Source organism: Microbacterium hydrocarbonoxydans, assembly GCF_900105205.1.
GTDB classification, from domain to species: Bacteria; Actinomycetota; Actinomycetes; order Actinomycetales; family Microbacteriaceae; genus Microbacterium; species Microbacterium hydrocarbonoxydans.
Genome location: NZ_FNSQ01000005.1, coordinates 1,030,688 through 1,047,941, shown reverse-complemented (window position 1 = coordinate 1,047,941; position 17,254 = coordinate 1,030,688). Strand labels below are relative to the sequence as shown.

Below are 17,254 nucleotides of genomic sequence, written 5' to 3'. Positions count from 1 at the left end.
TCCTCTGGCCGCCCGGTCAGGAGACCGGGATCAGCGTGTACTTGGTGGACAGGTACTCGTGGATGCCCTCGAGACCGCCCTCGCGACCGACGCCGGACTGCTTGACGCCGCCGAATGGGGCAGCGGCGTTGGACACCACTCCCACGTTCAGACCCATCATGCCCGTCTCCAGCCGGTCGATCATGCGCTGTCCGCGCTGCAGGTTCTCGGTGAACACATACGAGACGAGCCCGTACTCGGTGTCGTTCGCCAGACGCACGGCGTCGTCCTCGGTCTCGAACGTCGCGATGGCGAGCACCGGTCCGAAGATCTCCTCGCGGAGGATGGCGGATCCCGGCACGACGTCCGTGAGGACGGTCGGCTCGTAGAACGTGCCGGTGCCCTCGAGCGCCTTGCCTCCCGCGAGCAGGGTGGCACCGCGCTCCACGGCGTCATCGACGAGCTCGCCCGCCTTGGCGACGGCATCCTTGTCGATGAGCGGTCCGATGGCGACGCCCTCCTCGGTGCCTCGCCCGATCTTCATGGCGTTGACGCGCTCGGTCACCCGACGGCCGAACTCCTCGGCGACGTCCTTGTGGACGATGAAGCGGTTCGCCGCGGTGCAGGCCTGCCCGATGTTGCGGAACTTCGCGGCCAGGGCCCCGTCGACCGCCTTGTCGAGGTCGGCGTCGTCGAACACGACGAACGGGGCGTTGCCGCCCAGCTCCATCGACACGCGAAGCACGCCTTCGGCGGCCTGAGCGATGAGCTTGCGACCGACCTCGGTGGATCCCGTGAACGACAGCTTGCGCAGCCGCGGGTCGGCGATGATCGGGGCCGAGAGCGCCGACGACTTGGACGTCTGCACGACGTTCACGACGCCGGCCGGGAGACCGGCCTTCTCGAGCAGCGACGTGAAGAACATCGTCGTCAGCGGGGTGAGTGCCGGGGGCTTGATGACCACGGTGCATCCGGCTGCCAGCGCCGGCGCGATCTTGCGGGTCGCCATCGCGAACGGGAAGTTCCACGGCGTCACGAAGAACGACGGCCCCACCGGACGCTGCGAGACGACCATGTGGCCGGTGCCCTCGGGGTTGATGCCGTAGCGGCCGCTGATGCGCACAGCCTCCTCGCTGAACCAGCGGAGGAACTCTCCGCCGTATCCGACCTCTCCCCGCGCCTCGGCGAGCGGCTTGCCCATCTCGAGCGTCATCAGCAGCGCGAGGTCCTCCTTGTGCTCCTGCACGAGGTCGAACGCGCGGCGCAGGATGTCGCTGCGGGTGCGGGGCGCGGTGGCCGCCCACGAATCCTGGGCGGCGACCGCCGCATCCAGCGCACGGATGCCGTCGCCGGGGGTGGCATCGGCGATCGTGCGGATGACCGCGCCGGTCGCCGGATCGTGCACGTCGAACGTGGCACCGGTCTCGCCGTCGATCCACTCTCCGCCGATGAAGAGGCCGGTGGGGATGCTGTCGAGCAGCGCCTGCTCTGTCTGAGTGCTCATGGATTCTCTTTCTGTGGGGGCGGGGACTTCAGGTCAGCGGCGACGGACGCTCGGCGGCGCATCGACGCCGAGGGTCTCGCCACGGAAGAAGGCCGGACGACGGATCGCCTGCCAGATCATGATCGCGATGCCGACGACGATGATGCCGACACCGAGGACGAACACGAGGCCGAGGCCGCCGATGCTCGATCCGCTGCCGTACGCCGGGTCCATCGAGTCGATGAGCGTCGTGACGAACAGCACGGCGAGGATCGCGCCGCCGACGAGCGGGAACAGGAACGTGAAGAAGAAGCTCCTGGCCGAGTCGAACCACTGCTTGCGGAAGTACCAGACGCAGGCGAAGGCGGTGAGTCCGTAGTAGAAGCAGATCATCATGCCGAGCGAGAGGATCGTGTCGGTGAGGACGTTCTCGCTGACGAGGCGCATCACCGCATAGAAGACCGAGGCGACGACGGCCGACACGATCGTCGAGTAGCCCGGGGTGAAGAACCGGGGGCTGACCCGTGCGAACTGCTTGGGCAGAGCACCGTAGTGTCCCATCGCGAGGAGCGTGCGGGCGGGGCCGACGGCGGTCGACTGGAGGGAGGCCGCCGAGCTCGACAGCACGGCGAGCGAGACGAGGAACGCGAGCGGCCCGAGGATCGGGTCGGACAACGCGAAGAACACGTTCGCGGAGATGTCCTCGTTCGCGAGTCCGTAGTCCCCCGTGCCGACACCGGCGAACATGATGAGACCGATCGCGAGAAGCAGGTAGAGGGCGACGACGACCACGACGGTGACCATGGCGGCGCGCCCAGGGGTCTTGGCCGGGTCCTTCGTCTCCTCGTTCATGGTGAGGACGACGTCCCAGCCCCAGAAGATGAAGATCGAGAGCGAGAGGCCTGCGGCGAAGGCACTGAACGACGGCACCTCGAACGGGTTGAACCACGACCACGAGAATGCGGTCGGCTCCGGTGCGTCGCCGTTCACGGCCTTGATGATCGCGACGGTCGCGAAGACGACGAGAACGAGCACCTGGAAGCCGACGAGGATGTACTGGAACTTCTGGGTGGTCTGCATGTCGCGGTACGACACGAGTGTCGCGCCGAGCATGAAGAGCAGACAGACGACCACGTTGATGAAGGGGTTGAACGCGAGGTCCGCGATAGCGGGGTTGCCGCTGACCTGTGCGATCAGCAGGAACAGGAACTCGACGGCGATGCCGGCGAGGTTCGACAGCACGATGACGGTGGCGGCGATCAGACCCCATCCGGTCATCCAGCCGATCCACGGCCCGAACGCCCGCACGCCCCACGTGAAGGAGGTGCCGGAGTCGGGCATCATGCGATTCAGCTCGCGGTAGCCGAAGGCGGTCAGGAGCATCGGGATGAACCCGACGAGCATGATCGCGGGCACCTGCGTGCCGACGACGGCGACCGTCGGACCGAGGGAGGCGGTGAGGGTGTACGCCGGGGCGATGGTGGAGACGCCGATCACGACGGCTCCGAGGACGCCGACGGCCCCTGCACTCAATCCTTTCTGCGAGATGCCGGTGGTCACGCCGGATTCGGGCTCCGTCGCCCGGTTCGTGCTGCTCATCAGCGGACTCCTGCTTCGGCGCGGGTGCGCGGGACGACGATCATGGGTACGGGCAGTTCGTGCAGCATCTTCGCTGCGGTGGAGCCCAGGAACAGGCGGCGCGGCTGCGCCAGACGACTGGAGCCGACGAGGACGACCTCGCCGGGCAGCCAGGTGAGATTCGCGACCGCGTCTTCGACGGAGTCGCCAGGTGCCTCCTCGACCTCGGCCTTCAGCTCTTCGGGGAGCAGGCCCTTGGCGACCGCCAGCACGTCGTGGGCGTGGGCGTCGCCGACCAGGCGGATCGCCCCCGTGTCGAGTCCCGGCGGGACGTCGAACGGCACCAGGGAGACGAGACGGAGCCCGACGCGCGACTCGGTCGCGATCGCGGCCGCCTCGTCGAGCAGGTTGTCGGCGCCTGCGCGGTTGCCGACCGCGACGGTCACGCGGGGCAGGACGTGGTCGTCCTCGTCCGCGGTGCCCGCCGGCGCGAGCGCCACCGGGATGGTCGAGGAGTGCAGCAGCTCCGAGGCGACGCTGCCGAGGCGGTGGCGGCCGAAGATGCTGCCCCCTGCGGTGCCGACGACGATCACACGGGCGTCGAACTCCTCGCCGGCCGCGATCAGCCCTTCCGCGAACGACTCGCCGAAGCGCACGTGCCCGGTGCGGGTCAGCTCCTGAGGCAGCCGGACCACGGCATCCTCGAGCCACTCCTTCGCCTGGCGGCGGATGTGGTCCTCATACGCGCGCTCCGGCGGGACCGCCGCACTGCGGGTGCCCTCCGAGGGGAGCACGATCACGAGGTGCAGGACGGCCCCGAGGCTGCGGGCCAGCCGCGCGCCGAGCGCTGCGGCATCCGCTCCCGCATCCGTCGCCGTGTAGCCGACGACGACCGCGCCGGTCATCAGCCGACCTCGACCTTGTCACCGGCAGTGCGGCTCGACTCGACGATGTTCGCCGCGGCGAGGTGGCCCATGCGGATGGCCCCGTCGACGTGCTGGTACCCGGCGCCGGCCATGTCGCTGCAGGCGAAGTGGATCGGACCGACCGCCGACCGGAGGTCCGCACCATAGCGGTGCAGGCCACCCATGTCGAAGCTCGCCGCGTATGCGCCGCGGGTCCACTCCTCGCTGCCCCAGTCGCTCTCGTAGTAGACGACCGGGTTCTTGGCCTCGTCGCCGTAGTAGTGCGAGAGCGACTCGAGGATGCGCTGCTTGCGCTCCTCGGCAGACAGCTCGAAGACGCCGTCGGCGTTCTGGTCCGACACGAAGCCGACCAGCGTCCCGCGCTCGTCACCGTGGTTGGTGTTGTCGTAGGCCTCGTGCACGATCTCGTAGGGGCTGAACGCCGTCGCGCTGAGTCCCTGCTCGCGCCAGAACGGGCGCTCGTACACCGCGTGCACCTTGATGACGAATCCCATCGAGAGGTGCTGGTGGAGCTGGTGCTGACGGCGCGGCAGCGGCGGCACGAAGGCGATGCGGCTGTACAGCACCGGCGCGTGGGCGAGGATCGCGAACCGGGCGCGCACGGTGGTGTCGTCGGTCGTGGCGGTGACGCCCTCGTCGCCCCATTCGAGCGAGCGCACCGGCTGGTTCAGGAGCACGTCGTCGCCGAGGCGCTCGGCGAGCAGCAGCGGCACCTTCTGCAGGCCGCCCACCACACGCTTGTCGAGGATGAAATCCGCGTCGACGAGGTTCGAGTACGAACCGGCGGATGCGGCCATCAGCAGCGACTGGAGCAGCGAGAAGCTGTGCGTGGGCTTGGTGAGCATCGCGGAGCCGGTGGCGAAGGCGAGGTTGCGGACGGCCTCGTCGTCGTCGGTCTGCACGCGGAGCCAGGCGTCCCAGGTGATCGAGTCCCACTCCTGGGCGAGCGGGTGCTCCCACGGGCGGTCCGGGTCGATCTCGGCGACCATGCCGTCGAGACGCTCGGTGATCTCGGCGATGACCGCCTCGGTCTCCGCCGACACCGGGAACATCTCGCCGGTGAATCGGTGCGCCTGGCCGTCAGGGCCCACGTACACGCTGTCGCCCTCGCGGTAGCGGCTGTACGTCTCGAGCCCCAGTTCCTCGATGGTGTCCTTGAGTGCATCCTGGTCGGGCGACACCCACTGCCCGCCGATCTCGAGCATGGCGCCCTCGATGACATCGGTCCACAGTCGCCCGCCGACACGGTCGCGTGCCTCGAGGACGGCGACCGACAGGCCTGCCTTGCGCAGGTCGTTCGCCGCGGTGAGCCCTGCGGCTCCGGCTCCGACGATCAGCACGTCGCGAGTGATCTCAGCCATCTGCATCTCCTTCGTTGGAAAAAATGTGCCGGTCGTGACTCGAAATCCCCCGATACGAGTCACGACCGGACGTGTGTTCGGGTCGCGGTTCCCCGCGACCGGGTCTGTCTCAGGCCTGGGCCAGCGCGGCCGCGACCACGTCGAGGCCCTCGTTCAGCAGGTCGTCGCCGATCGAGAGCGGAGGCAGGAAGCGGATGACGTTGCCGTAGGTGCCGCAGGTGAGGACGATGACGCCCTGGGCGACGCAGGCCTTGGCGACGGCCGCGGTGAGCGCGGCGTCGGGCGCCTTGGTCTCCGGGTCGACGAACTCGGCGGCGATCATCGCGCCGTGTCCGCGGATGTCGCCGATGCGGGCATCCTTCTCCTGGATCGCGCCGAGGCGTGCCGTGAGGATCTCGCCGATCTCGCGGGCGCGCTCGATGACCCCGTCGTTCTCGAAGACGTCGATGGCGGCGAGCGCGGCGGCGCACGCGATCGGGTTGCCTCCGTAGGTGCCCCCGAGGCCGCCGGCGTGCGAGGCGTCCATGATCTCGGAGCGCCCGGTGACGGCGGCGAGCGGCAGACCGCCGGCGATGCCCTTGGCCGTGGTGATGAGGTCGGGCTCGATGCCGAAGATCTCGCTGGCGAACATGTGTCCGGTGCGCGCGAACCCGGTCTGCACCTCGTCGGCGATGAAGACGACGCCGTTCGCGCGGCACCAGTCGAGGATCGCGGGGAGGAAGCCCTCGGCCGGGACGATGAATCCGCCCTCGCCCTGGATCGGCTCGATGATGACGGCGGCGAGGTTATCGGCGCCGATCTGCTTCTCGAGCTGCAGGATGACGCGGGCAGCGGCCTCGCCGCCCTCGAGCCCGTCGCGGAAGGGGTACGACATCGGCGCACGGTACACCTCGGGGGCGAACGGGCCGAAGCCGCTCTTATACGGCATCGACTTCGCCGTCAGCGCCATCGTGAGGTTGGTGCGGCCGTGGTAGCCGTGGTCGAACGCGACGACGGCCTGGCGACCGGTGTGCTTGCGGGCGATCTTGATCGCGTTCTCGACGGCTTCGGCACCGGAGTTGAACAGTGCGCTCTTCTTGGCGAAGTCGCCCGGGGTGAGCCGGTTGAGCGCTTCGGCGACGCCGATGTACGACTCGTACGGCGAGATCATGAAGCAGGTGTGCGTGAACTGGGCGGCCTGCGCGGCCACCGCGGCGGCGACCTTGGGGTGCGCGTTGCCGACCGTCGTCACGGCGATGCCGGAGCCGAGGTCGATGAGCGAGTTGCCGTCCGCGTCGACGACGACACCGCCGCCGGCGGCGACGGCCGCGACGGGAACGGTGTGCCCGACGCCTGCGGCCACGGCGTCTGCCTTGCGGGCGAGGATCTCGGCCGATCGGGGGCCGGGGAGCTCGGTCACGAGGCGACGCTCCTGGGGAAGGTCGGGTCCGCCGAGGGGAGTTGCAACAGCTGCGGTGTCGAGGAGTGCCATGTGGGCGAGCGTACGACCGGAGAGCAGCCGGATGCATTCGCCGAACTGTACAATCTCTCCCAGAGTATCGCCGCGCTGTACAGAGCAGGCGTACTCACGACAGAGGGAGACGGGCATGGATGTCACGGAGCAGCCGACACTGCGCGCGCTGCTGAGCCGTCGAGACCTGGGCCTGCGTCTCGTGTCGCCCGAGGAGGATCTTCCCCCCGGAGCCCTCGACCAGCCGCTGCGCTGGGTGCACAGCTCCGACCTCGCCGACCCCACTCCCTTCCTCGCGGAGGACCTCGCCCTGCTCACGACCGGCACCCAGCTCGACGCCGACACGGCGATCGACTTGTACGTGAGTCGACTGGCCGACCGGGGGGTGCGCGGTCTCGGCTACGGCACCGAGGTGCACCGCGCGGGGATCCCCGACGAGCTCGTCGCAGAATGCCGGAGCCGAGGCATCCCCCTGTTCGAGGTGCCCTACCTCACTCCGTTCATCGCGATCGCCCGCGCGCACTCCGAGGCGATCGCCGCGCAGGCGTACGCCCGCCGGTCGTGGGCCCTGGATGCGCAACGCGCGCTCGCTCTCGCGGCGCTCCGCCCGCACGGCCTCGACGCCACGCTCGCCGAGCTCGGCCGCCGGCTGGGTGCCTGGGTCGGCATGTTCGACGCCTCCGGGGCGCTGAATCTCTCGCACCCGCGCACCTCGGCACCGTCGAGCAGGCTGACAGCCCTCGGCGAGCGCGCCACCGAGATCCTCAACAGAGGGCTCGAGGCCGGGCAGTCGCTGACGATCGACGGCTGGACGTTCATGCTCTTCACGGTCGGACGCGGCGGGCAGTTGCGCGGCGTGATCGCGCTCGCCGTCGACGCCCTCGATCCCGAGGCGCGCACCGTCGTGACCTCGGTGATCGCGATGGCGGGGCTCGCCCTCGAGCAGAGCGACCAGCTGGCGCGCAGTCGGCGGCGCCTGTACTCGCAGTTGCTCGGATCGCTGCTCGAGAACGAGCCGGCCCTCGCCAGGAAGGTGCTCGGCGGACTCCCCTCAGCACCGGTCACGGTCGCGGTCGCTGCCGACGCCCCGGCCGGTCCACTGACGGACTGGTGGGAGCGGCGCCGCATCGAGCACGGCACCCCGAGCTTCCTCGCCGAGTCGACGGAGGGCGTCGTGATGTGCGTCTCGGTCGCCGACGACGCCCTGCTCGACGAGGTGGCCACGCGCTTCGGCATCCGCATCGGCGCATCAGGCTCGGAGTCGTACGATGCCTTCGCCCGTGCACACGCTCAGGCACTGGCGGCTCTCCGTCAGCAGGCGGATGCAGGGGTCTTCCGCTATGCGGACACGGTGGGGTCCAGCATCCTCAGCGCTCTGGCGACGGATGAGGCGCGGCTGGTGGCCGAGTCCCGCCTGGCCCCTCTGCGAGACCATGACGCGCGATCGGGCTCCGATCTGGAGGGCTCACTGCGCACCTGGCTGGAGCACGACGCCCGCGTCGATCCTGCCGCTGCCGCACTGGGAGTGCACCGGCACACCCTGAGATCCCGCATCACGCAGTCGGGGGCACTGCTGGGGATCGACCTGTCGTCGTTCCCGGCTCGGGCGGAGCTGTGGGCGCTGCTGCAGACGGCGCGCGACTGAGCGGATCGGCCGGGTGGAGGTAGCGTCCCACGAACTCCTCGAACAGGGAAACCATGTCGACGGACTCGTCCAGGAGCCATTGGAGCTGGATGCCGTCCATGACAGCGCTGATCAGTCGTGCCGCCGACGCAGGGTCGATGTCGTCGCGCACCTCGCCGTCGCGCTGACCGCGGCGCAGGATCTCCTCGGCCTCGGCGGCACGGTCGCGATAACGCGCCGCGAAGTCCGCGTGCGAGGGGTGCTCGGGGTCGACCGCCTCCGCCGAGACGATCGCGTAGAGCGAGGTCAGACCTCGCGACGTCTGATTGTGCGCGACCACCCGCCTGGCCTGCTCGACCAGCGTGTGCTCCGCGGGGTCCCCGGCGGCCTCTCGCACCTTCTCGTCGCGCTGGTGGAGCACTTCGGCGAAGAGCTCCTCCTTGCCGGCGAAGTGATGCAGCAGGCCGGCCGGCGTCATGCCGACGCGCTTGGCGATCTCCCGCAGCGATCCGCCGTTGAATCCCGTGCGGGAGAACACCGCCAGCGCCTCATCGACGATGGCCTGTCTGCGCGCCTGTCCCGTGGCGTAGGGGCCGCGGGGTCCGCGCCCCGCGGCCGGTCGCTCGTCCGTGCTCATCGTCCACTCCCTCCCGTGACGCGGGCGATGCGGAGCGTCAGCCCTTGTGGCCGCCTCCGGCTCCCCACGACGAGCCGAATACCTGCTGCGTCATCGCCGGCCGCAGGCGCTGCTCCATCTCGCGGTCCACGAAGTAGGCCTTGAGTGTATCTTTCGTGAGTTCGTTGCCGATCGCCGCCATGATCATCGACTGATCGAGCGAGAGGTAGCGGTCGGCGATCGTGCCGCTGTGCACCGCGACGGCGTCGTAGAATCCGCCGGGGCCGTACGCGCCCAGCTCGTCCTCGATGCCCTCCAGGTTCTTCAGCGCACCTTTGCGGTCGTAGGGCAGGGCCAGGAATGCCGCGTGCGGCGTCACCACCCCGTCGCCGAACTCCGGCGCGGGATTCGTACCGGTCGCGCACCCGGGGCGATCGATGTCGACATCCGTCTTCTCGGCATCCGAGGTGTAGCCGTCCGACCGCATGCCGGCGACGTCCACCCCGTACTCGGCGTACCCGCCGAACGGGTCGCTCGCGGGCGAGAATCCCCAGTAGCCATAACCGGCCTCCTCGAGTCCGTGCTGCTTCTGCACGGCGACCGTGATCGGGTGGTTCAGCTTCCACGACCGCGGACCCCACTTGGTCTCCGGCACGAGGAGGTCGGGCATCAGCGACTCGAACATGCTCCCACCCCAGCTCGGCACGAACGACATCCCGTCGTACGAGTACGTGCCCTCCCAGACCTCGACGCCGTCGTAGGTGCGGACCTCGCCCTGCGGCAGCTGCTCCTGCCAGGCCCAGTCGCAGCCAGGAGGCATGGTGCGGTGCGTGCCGTACAGGGCCGTGGCCGGGATCTGCCCGTTCGCGATGCCGAGGTAGGTCGCGATCCGGCTCTCGCTGACGGTCGTGTCGTAGTGGTGGCAGGTGTAGTACGCGGTCTCCCCCGATCCGTTGTACATCGGAGCCTCGACACTGCAGTCCGGCGGTGCCGCATCCCAGAATCCGCCGCGATTCGTGCCGGCCGGAAGACCTGCCGCACCCTCGGGGTCGAAGAACGCCGCGAAGTCCATCGAGTCGTACAGGGCGTCGGCCTCTGACGCGAGCTCCGGTTCCGCCTCGCGGACGATGCGCAGCGCTGCGGCGAGCCAGCCGTTGTCGACCGTGCTGAGGAACGGATGCACCGGATCGCCGGAGTCCGGCCAGGTGGTGAGCTTCTCCCCCGTCGTCGGCGAGTACCAGTTGTAGAACATGCCGCTCGCCTCGTTCCGCTCGAGGTTCGCGAGAGTGTCGAGGGTGGTCGACAGACGAGAACTCGCCTCGTCGTCGCTGATGATCCCGAGATCGCGAGCAGTGACGGTCGACCACAGGTATCCGCCGATGTTCGTCGGCGAGGTGTAGGCGCCAGGCGTCTGCAGATCACCGGTGATGTTGTCCGACGGCAGTCCGGTCTGCTCGTCGGTCATCGCGTCCAAGGATCGCCAGGTGTCCGCTGCCCAGCGGTTCAGCTCGGCCGTGCCCGGTCGTCCCCCGCCGGCCGCTGCGGGCCCGGCGAGCCCCACTGCTGAGACGACGAGTCCGATCGCCGCCAGCGTGCTCATCCATCGCTTCATCGTGTCTCCTCATCGAGAACGGCGCTGCCGATCGCAGCGCTCCGACACGCGAAAACCTAACACCCGTTCGATGTTGGATCAACCCCCGCTGATGCGGGGTCGATGCCGCCCGACGCGTCTCAGCGCGGCGCGTGCGCGTCCAGGAACTCGTACACGTCGGTGGTGTCCACCCCGGGGAACGCCCCGGTCGGCAGTGTGGCGAGCAGCGTCCTGGGCGTCTTCACGTTCGGCCAGGACTTCTCGCGCCAGCGCCCTTCGAGCTCGGCCGGCGCCCGTCGGCAGCACACCTCGACCGAGTGCTTCGAGACGCCGCGGTGCGGGGTGTCACGACCGACGAACCAGCGGGTGTCGTCGAAGCGCACGCCCACACTGACCGAGTGCAGCCCCTCGCTCGACGCCTCGACCCGCGCCGTGCACCAGTAGGTGCCGTTGCCCGTGTCGGTGTACTGGTAGTACGGGTTGAACCGGTCGTCCTCGTCGAACACGACCCTGCTCGTCCAGCGACGGCAGCACATCTGGCCCTCGATGGATCCCAGCCGGTCGGTGGGGAAGTTCACGTCGTCGTTCTCGTACGCCTTGGTGATGGTGCCGGACTCGTGCACCTTGAGGAAGTGCACCGGGATGTCGAGGTGGCGCGTCGCGAGGTTGGTGAACCGGTGGGCCGCGGTCTCGTACGACACCGAGTAGGCGTCGCGCAGATCCTCGATCGAAATGGCCTTGCGTGCCTTCGCGTCCTTCAGCGCGGGGACGACATGGGCCTCGGGGATCAGCAGCGCGCCGGTGAGGTAGTTCGTCTCGACGCGCTGGCGGAGGAACTCGGCGTAGCTGCGCGGCTCGGCGTGACCGAGGATCCGACTCGACAGCGCCTGCAGCACAGCGGTCCTGGCGTCGCCCTTCGCCGGCACGCTGCTCGACAGGTACAGACGGCCGTTCGCGAGATCCGCGACGCTGCGGGTGGTCTGCGGCAGATCGGGCGCGTAGTGCAGGGTGAAGCCGAGGTGCGCCGCGATCTCCGACGCCGTCCGCTGCGTGAGGGGCCCGCCGGGGTGCCCGACGGCGGCGAGGATCTCCGCCGCCTTGGCCTCGAGGTCGGCGAAGTGATTGTCCTGACGGCGCATCAGATGGCGCAGTTCGACGTTGGCCCTCCGCGCCTCCTCCGGCGTCGCCGCGCGCTCGTCCTTGAGCCGATCGATCTCGCCGTGCAGAGCGAGCAGCGCCTTGAGGGCATCCGTCGGCATGCTCTTCGCGATCCGGAACGGCTCGATGCCGAGCGCCTGGAACGTCTGCCCCTTCATGGCCCGTTCGAGGGCGATCTCGATCGCGCTGCGCTCATCGAGCGGCTCGCCCTCGAGCAGCGCGTCGATCGTGACGCCGAGAGCGCGGGCGATCGCCTGCAGCTGCGTCAGCTTCGGCTCGCGCTTGCCCGTCTCGATCATCGACAGCTGACTGGGTGCCCGATCGACGGCGGCGGCGAGGTCGTCGAGGGTCATCCCGCGCGCGGTGCGCAGCTGGCGGATGCGGCGGCCGATGGTGAGGGCGTCGGCGTCTTCTTCGACGGCAGGGGTGCTCATGGGCCGATTCTGTCACAGAAACAGAATTTCACGCGATCTTCACCCCAGGATCGGTCGTCGATGGCGCGGAACTTCACGCACAGTGGGAACACGCCACCCGGCTTCACGGTCCGGGCATCCAACGGAGGAGACACCATGACGAACACCGCTCAGAACCAGACCCCACGCCCCGCCGGCCTGCGTGCCGGCGACCAGGTTCAGACGGCCGCCGAGCTCCGGGAGATCTGGGAGACGGATCCCCGCTGGGACGGCGTCGAGCGCACCTACACGGCAGAGGACGTCATCCGCATCCGGGGCTCCGTCCGCGAGGACGCGACGCTCGCTCACCGCGGGGCCGAGAACCTGTGGAACCTCCTGCACACCGAGGACTACGTCCGGGCACTCGGCGCCTACACCGGCGGTCAGGCCGTGCAGCAGGTGCGGGCGGGTCTCAAGGCCATCTACCTGTCGGGATGGCAGGTCGCCGCCGACGGAAACCTCGCCGGCCAGACCTACCCCGACCAGTCGCTGTACCCCGCGAACTCGGTGCCGGCGGTCGTGCGCCGCATCAACAACGCACTGATCCGTCAGGACCAGCTCGAGCACGCCGAGGGCGAGGTCACCCAGGACTGGCTGGCCCCGATCGTCGCCGACGCCGAGGCCGGCTTCGGCGGACCGCTCAATGCGTACGAGCTCGCCCAGTCCCTGATCCAGGCCGGAGCGGCCGCGATCCACTGGGAGGACCAGCTCGCCAGCGAGAAGAAGTGCGGCCACCTCGGCGGCAAGGTCCTGGTGCCGACGCAGCAGCACATCCGCACGCTGAACGCCGCACGTCTCGCGGCCGACGTGGCCGGCGTCCCGACGGTGATCATCGCAAGGACGGATGCTCTGGCCGCCGACCTGCTCACCAGCGACGTCGACGAGCGCGACCAGCGGTTCACGACCGGCGAGCGCACGCCCGAGGGCTTCTACCGCATCCGCCCCGGCATCGAGTCGGTCATCAGCCGAGGCCTCGCATTCGCCCCGTACGCCGATCTGCTGTGGGTCGAGACGGGCGAGCCCGACATCGAGCTGGCGCGTGATTTCGCCGCGGCGATCCACGCGGAGTTCCCGGGCAAGTTGCTCGCCTATAACTGCTCGCCGAGCTTCAACTGGAAGCGCCACCTGTCGGACGCCGAGATCGCGACGTTCCAGCAGGAGCTGGCAGACCTGGGCTACAAGTTCCAGTTCATCACGCTCGCCGGCTTCCATGCCGTCAACCACTCCATGTTCGATCTCGCCCGCGGCTACGCCGAACGTGCCATGAGCGCGTACGTCGAGCTGCAGGAAGCCGAGTTCGCCGCCGAGGCGAACGGGTACACCGCCACCAAGCACCAGCGCGAGGCGGGCACCGGCTACTTCGACGTCATCTCCACCGCGCTCAACCCCGACAGCGCGACCCTCGCCCTCGCCGGCTCCACCGAAGCCGCGCAGTTCCACTAAGCCGATCCCAAGGACTCAGATCATGACCACTCCCACCGCACCTCCGACCACCACTCCCATCCAGACGACGCAGCAGGGCCCCGCGATCACCATCACCGGTCCGCTGCGCGCGCACTACGACGAGATCCTGACCCCCGAGGCCATCGCCTTCCTCACCGAGCTGCACCACCGGTTCGCCTCGCGCCGCCACGATCGGCTCGCCGACCGGATGCGCCGTCGGTTCGAGATCGGCAACGGCCACGACCCGCGGTTCCGCGACGACACCGCGCACATCCGTGCGGATGCCGAGTGGCGGGTCGCCGGCGCAGGGCCTGGGCTCGAGGACCGACGCGTCGAGATCACCGGACCGACGGATCCGAAGATGACGATCAACGCTCTCAACTCGGGCGCCCGCGTGTGGCTCGCCGACCAGGAGGACGCCACGAGCCCCACCTGGAAGAACGTCATCGAGGGCCAGCTCTCGCTGCGCGACGCGATCCGCGGTCAGCTCTCCTTCACCTCTCCTGAGGGCAAGGAGTACCGCGTCACCGCCGAGCGCACGCCGACGATCGTGATGCGCCCCCGCGGGTGGCACCTGCCGGAGAAGCACCTGCAGTTCACCGATCGGGCTGGCCGCCGCACCGCGGCATCCGGTTCGCTGGTCGACTTCGGGCTCTACTTCTTCCACAATGCGCAGGAGCTCATCGCGAACGGCCGCGGGCCCTACTTCTACCTCGCCAAGATCGAGTCGAGCGAAGAGGCGAAGCTCTGGGACGACGTGTTCTCGTTCAGCGAGGAGTACATCGGGATCCCGCACGGCACGATCCGCGCGACCGTGCTGATCGAGACGCTGCCCGCCGCGTTCGAGATGGACGAGATCCTCTTCGAGCTGCGCGATCACTGTGCAGGCTTGAACGCCGGACGCTGGGACTACATCTTCTCGATCATCAAGAACTACCGCGGCCGCGGCGCACGCTTCGTGCTCCCCGACCGCAGCGAGGTCACGATGACGGTGCCGTTCATGCGGTCGTACACCGAGCTGCTCGTGCAGACCTGCCACAAGCGGGGCGCCTACGCGATCGGCGGCATGAGCGCCTTCATCCCGAACCGACGCGACCCCGATGTGACGGCGAGGGCGATCGAGAAGGTGACGGCCGACAAGAAGCGCGAGGCCGGCGACGGCTTCGACGGCACCTGGGTGGCGCATCCCGACCTGATCCCGACCGCACAGGCGGAGTTCGACGCGGTGCTCGGCGAGCGACCGAACCAGATCGACCACACGCGCCCCGAGGTCCTGGTGACCGCATCGCAGCTGCTCGACCTGCACATCGGTCGACCGATCACCGCCCAGGGGGTGCGAGACAACGTCTCGGTGGCGATCCGGTACCTGGAGGCCTGGTTGCGGGGCCTCGGCGCCGTCGCGATCGACAACCTGATGGAGGACGCTGCCACGGCCGAGATCAGCCGCTCTCAGGTCTGGCAGTGGATCCACCAGGATCGCTCGACCGAGGACGGCACCGCCATCACCGCCGAGTTCGTGGAGGGCCTGATCACCCAGGTGCTCGGCGAGGTCGACCGACACGACGGCGATCGCTTCGACGACGCGGCGTCCGTGTTCCGCGAAGTCGCGCTGCAGGAGGAGTTCCCCGCCTTCCTGACGCTCGGCGCCTACAGCCGGTTCCTCGTCGAAGAGGCCTGAGCGCGGGTCGGGCCCCTCGGATGCATCGGCATCCGAGGGGCCCGACGGCGTGTACGGGCGTAGCCTGGAATCATGAGCGCCGTCTGGTCCGACCTGGCTTCCGAGTTCCTGCACCTGTACCCGCGAGGCCGTCGTCTGATCGCGGTCTCCGGAGCGGATGCCGAGCGCTCGCGCCGCGCCGCCGATGATCTCACGGCCGCTCTCACCGCCGCGGAGCAGCACGTCGAGCGCAGGCACATCGATGACGATGACGAGGCCGCGCTGCGAGCCGACATCATCGCGCCCTTCCGCGCCGCCGACGGGCCGACGGTCCTGGTGGTCTCTGGACCCGCGATGCTCGTGGCCCCGACAGCCCGTGGCCTCTGGAACTTCATCGTGTGGCAGCTGGCCGGCGATGAGCCGCCCCACTCGATCGCGAGCGCGCTCGTCGACCTCACGGATCCCGACAACCCGAGCCGTCGCTTCGCCGACTACTGCGCGTTGCCCTCGTCGTTCGGCGCCTGATCGCGCGGCTCCCTCACCCGGACCCGAGCTTCCGGACCGGCGATGCGCCGAGTCCGGAAGCCCTGACGGGTCGGCATCTCCAGGCCCGCGGACCCATCATCACCTGCCGTCGTGACCCGCCTGGGGGTGCGGGCAGGTTCAGAGTAGAGACCCTCGAGACAGGCAGGAAGCACCGCGGCGGCTTCTGTCACCACCCGCGCGCACTCCGGCGCTGAGCATCGAGGATGGCACGCTATTCGCGGTCACGCGTCACCCAGAGCGCGGCACGGGGGTGCCGCCGGGTGGACCGGCCTGCTCGTCGCTGAGCAGCATCGCCTCCGCCAGCCGCGGCGGCCGCGAGCGGGCGGCATGCCGGAACGCTCGGGGGCTGAGTCCGAGATGACGCGAGAACTGCGCGCGCAGGGCTGCCGCATCCGCGAAGCCCGACCGGGCGGCCACCGTGGCCAGGTCCTGAAGCGGTACGGCCAGCAGCTCCTCGCGGGCGGTCACCAAGCGTCGGCGCGACAGTCGACCGGCGACGGTCTCCTCGGTGCCCGCGAAGAGCCGGAACAGCTGCCGCCTGCTCATGTGCATGTCGGACGCGAGCTCCTCGATGCCGAAGGCCGGCTCGCGGTGGCGCTGCTCGATGATCCTCGCGGCCTCCGTGCGGAGTTCGCTCGCGCGATCCGTCTCGCCGTCAGCGGGGAACTGCCGGAACAACCCTCGAACCAGGGCGATCAGCGAGGCCTCGGTGCCGGCCACGGCCCCGGCCCCCTGGTCGGGGTCCCTCGACCATTCGAACAGCATCCGTCCGAACGATGCGCCGGCCGCCCTGGTGAGCGGCGAATCGGGGAAGGTCGCAGCTCCCTGTGCGAGCACCTCGCGATAGCCGGGGACAGCGGAGACGGGAACGACCACGCCCGTGGTGTCGCTGATGCCCAGATGCTCGACGGTCGAGGCGCCCAGGCTCGACATGAAGCCCATCCGCCCGACGCTGAGGAACTGGACCCCGCTCGCGGTGTGCAGCCGCTCACCGCCCTGATTCGCGACGCCGACGATGATGATGTCCTCGTCCTCGGTGGCACCGCCGTCGTAGGTGACGGTGTGGGCGGTCTGGAGGGTGCTGTAGAGCATGGTCGCGCCGATCGGACGCCGGAGCAGGGCCGCCTCGAACGCGTCGGGATCGTGCGCCTTCATCGTTCCGAAGTTCGACAGCTGGAGCATCCCCACCTGTCCCTCGAGCCTCAGGACCTCCGCTGCGAACCAGGCGGGCACGGTCGCACCGGCCGGGTCGTCGCCGAATCTCGTCCACAGTCCGCCCGAGAGACGGCCGAGCCACGCAACCATCTCCGCGTCGTCGAGCACACGGCTCATCGCACCCCCACCGGATGCGGACCGCTCACGCGTCGGCCGCTCCGTTCCCGCCCTCACC

13 protein-coding genes are annotated in these 17,254 nt (G+C 69.3%); 4 read left to right on the top strand and 9 right to left on the bottom strand.

Annotated elements, in window-relative coordinates; genetic code table 11:
• Positions 1-16: 16 nt before the first annotated feature.
• From BLW44_RS05335 to gabT, 5 genes are all read right to left on the bottom strand, one after another.
• Positions 17-1,483 (bottom strand): NAD-dependent succinate-semialdehyde dehydrogenase, encoded by a 1,467-nt coding sequence (locus tag BLW44_RS05335; RefSeq protein WP_060926658.1) that lies wholly within the window; start codon positions 1,481-1,483, stop codon positions 17-19.
• A gap of 33 nt (positions 1,484-1,516) precedes the next feature.
• Entirely contained in the window at positions 1,517-3,061 is a 1,545-nt protein-coding gene (locus BLW44_RS05330; protein WP_060926657.1) for an APC family permease, read from the bottom strand.
• On the bottom strand, positions 3,061-3,945 hold the full coding sequence (locus BLW44_RS05325; protein WP_060926656.1) for a universal stress protein: 885 nt from the start codon (positions 3,943-3,945) through the stop codon (positions 3,061-3,063). The genes BLW44_RS05330 and BLW44_RS05325 overlap by 1 nt, the downstream gene beginning before the upstream one ends.
• Positions 3,945-5,327, bottom strand: coding sequence for a flavin monoamine oxidase family protein (locus tag BLW44_RS05320; protein WP_060926655.1), 1,383 nt, complete (start codon positions 5,325-5,327; stop codon positions 3,945-3,947). Before BLW44_RS05320 ends, BLW44_RS05325 begins: the two co-directional genes overlap by 1 nt.
• Positions 5,328-5,436: 109 nt before the next feature.
• Entirely contained in the window at positions 5,437-6,798 is a 1,362-nt protein-coding gene (gabT, locus tag BLW44_RS05315; RefSeq protein ID WP_060926654.1) for a 4-aminobutyrate--2-oxoglutarate transaminase, read from the bottom strand.
• A 115-nt stretch (positions 6,799-6,913) separates the two neighbouring features.
• On the opposite strand from gabT, the gene BLW44_RS05310 reads away from it, so the two are divergent.
• On the top strand, positions 6,914-8,422 hold the full coding sequence (locus BLW44_RS05310) for a PucR family transcriptional regulator (protein WP_074731624.1): 1,509 nt from the start codon (positions 6,914-6,916) through the stop codon (positions 8,420-8,422).
• Here BLW44_RS05310 and BLW44_RS05305 read toward each other — a convergent pair.
• The 3 genes from BLW44_RS05305 to BLW44_RS05295 all read right to left on the bottom strand — a co-directional run bounded on the left by BLW44_RS05305 (position 8,331) and on the right by BLW44_RS05295 (position 12,200).
• Positions 8,331-9,038, bottom strand: coding sequence for a TetR/AcrR family transcriptional regulator (locus BLW44_RS05305; protein WP_082724650.1), 708 nt, complete (start codon positions 9,036-9,038; stop codon positions 8,331-8,333). The two genes, BLW44_RS05310 and BLW44_RS05305, sit on opposite strands and share 92 nt — an antisense overlap.
• Before the next feature lie 37 nt (positions 9,039-9,075).
• A complete protein-coding gene (locus tag BLW44_RS05300) occupies positions 9,076-10,629 on the bottom strand; it encodes a glucoamylase family protein (protein ID WP_060928510.1) in 1,554 nt (517 codons plus the stop codon).
• A 119-nt stretch (positions 10,630-10,748) separates the two neighbouring features.
• Positions 10,749-12,200, bottom strand: a complete 1,452-nt coding sequence (locus tag BLW44_RS05295; protein ID WP_060928511.1) for a helix-turn-helix domain-containing protein — start codon at positions 12,198-12,200, stop codon at positions 10,749-10,751.
• A 135-nt stretch (positions 12,201-12,335) separates the two neighbouring features.
• Between BLW44_RS05295 and aceA the strand changes: the two genes are divergently transcribed.
• The 3 genes from aceA to BLW44_RS05280 all read left to right on the top strand — a co-directional run bounded on the left by aceA (position 12,336) and on the right by BLW44_RS05280 (position 15,843).
• Positions 12,336-13,661 (top strand): isocitrate lyase, encoded by a 1,326-nt coding sequence (aceA, locus tag BLW44_RS05290; protein WP_060928523.1) that lies wholly within the window; start codon positions 12,336-12,338, stop codon positions 13,659-13,661.
• Between the two features lie 22 nt (positions 13,662-13,683).
• Complete coding sequence (gene aceB, locus BLW44_RS05285) at positions 13,684-15,339, top strand: malate synthase A (protein WP_060928512.1); 1,656 nt, start codon at positions 13,684-13,686, stop codon at positions 15,337-15,339.
• Between the two features lie 72 nt (positions 15,340-15,411).
• Positions 15,412-15,843: a hypothetical protein gene (locus BLW44_RS05280; RefSeq protein WP_060928513.1), complete on the top strand. Its 432-nt coding sequence runs from the start codon at positions 15,412-15,414 to the stop codon at positions 15,841-15,843.
• Positions 15,844-16,092: 249 nt separating this feature from the next.
• On the opposite strand, the gene BLW44_RS05275 is transcribed toward BLW44_RS05280, so the two are convergent.
• Positions 16,093-17,196, bottom strand: a complete 1,104-nt coding sequence (locus BLW44_RS05275; protein WP_082724651.1) for a helix-turn-helix domain-containing protein — start codon at positions 17,194-17,196, stop codon at positions 16,093-16,095.
• Between the last annotated feature and the right edge of the window lie 58 nt (positions 17,197-17,254).

Bases quoted from the DNA above. Each gene is read 5' to 3' on its own strand.
- BLW44_RS05310 (WP_074731624.1), top strand. From the start codon at position 6,914: ATGGATGTCACGGAGCAGCCGACACTGCGCGCGCTGCTGAGCCGTCGA.
- aceB (WP_060928512.1), top strand. From the start codon at position 13,684: ATGACCACTCCCACCGCACCTCCGACCACCACTCCCATCCAGACGACG.
- BLW44_RS05305 (WP_082724650.1), bottom strand. From the start codon at position 9,038: ATGAGCACGGACGAGCGACCGGCCGCGGGGCGCGGACCCCGCGGCCCC.
- BLW44_RS05330 (WP_060926657.1), bottom strand. From the start codon at position 3,061: ATGAGCAGCACGAACCGGGCGACGGAGCCCGAATCCGGCGTGACCACC.
- BLW44_RS05320 (WP_060926655.1), bottom strand. From the start codon at position 5,327: ATGGCTGAGATCACTCGCGACGTGCTGATCGTCGGAGCCGGAGCCGCA.
- aceA (WP_060928523.1), top strand. From the start codon at position 12,336: ATGACGAACACCGCTCAGAACCAGACCCCACGCCCCGCCGGCCTGCGT.
- BLW44_RS05325 (WP_060926656.1), bottom strand. From the start codon at position 3,945: ATGACCGGCGCGGTCGTCGTCGGCTACACGGCGACGGATGCGGGAGCG.
- BLW44_RS05300 (WP_060928510.1), bottom strand. From the start codon at position 10,629: ATGAAGCGATGGATGAGCACGCTGGCGGCGATCGGACTCGTCGTCTCA.
- gabT (WP_060926654.1), bottom strand. From the start codon at position 6,798: ATGGCACTCCTCGACACCGCAGCTGTTGCAACTCCCCTCGGCGGACCC.
- BLW44_RS05280 (WP_060928513.1), top strand. From the start codon at position 15,412: ATGAGCGCCGTCTGGTCCGACCTGGCTTCCGAGTTCCTGCACCTGTAC.
- BLW44_RS05275 (WP_082724651.1), bottom strand. From the start codon at position 17,196: ATGAGCCGTGTGCTCGACGACGCGGAGATGGTTGCGTGGCTCGGCCGT.
- BLW44_RS05295 (WP_060928511.1), bottom strand. From the start codon at position 12,200: ATGAGCACCCCTGCCGTCGAAGAAGACGCCGACGCCCTCACCATCGGC.
- BLW44_RS05335 (WP_060926658.1), bottom strand. From the start codon at position 1,483: ATGAGCACTCAGACAGAGCAGGCGCTGCTCGACAGCATCCCCACCGGC.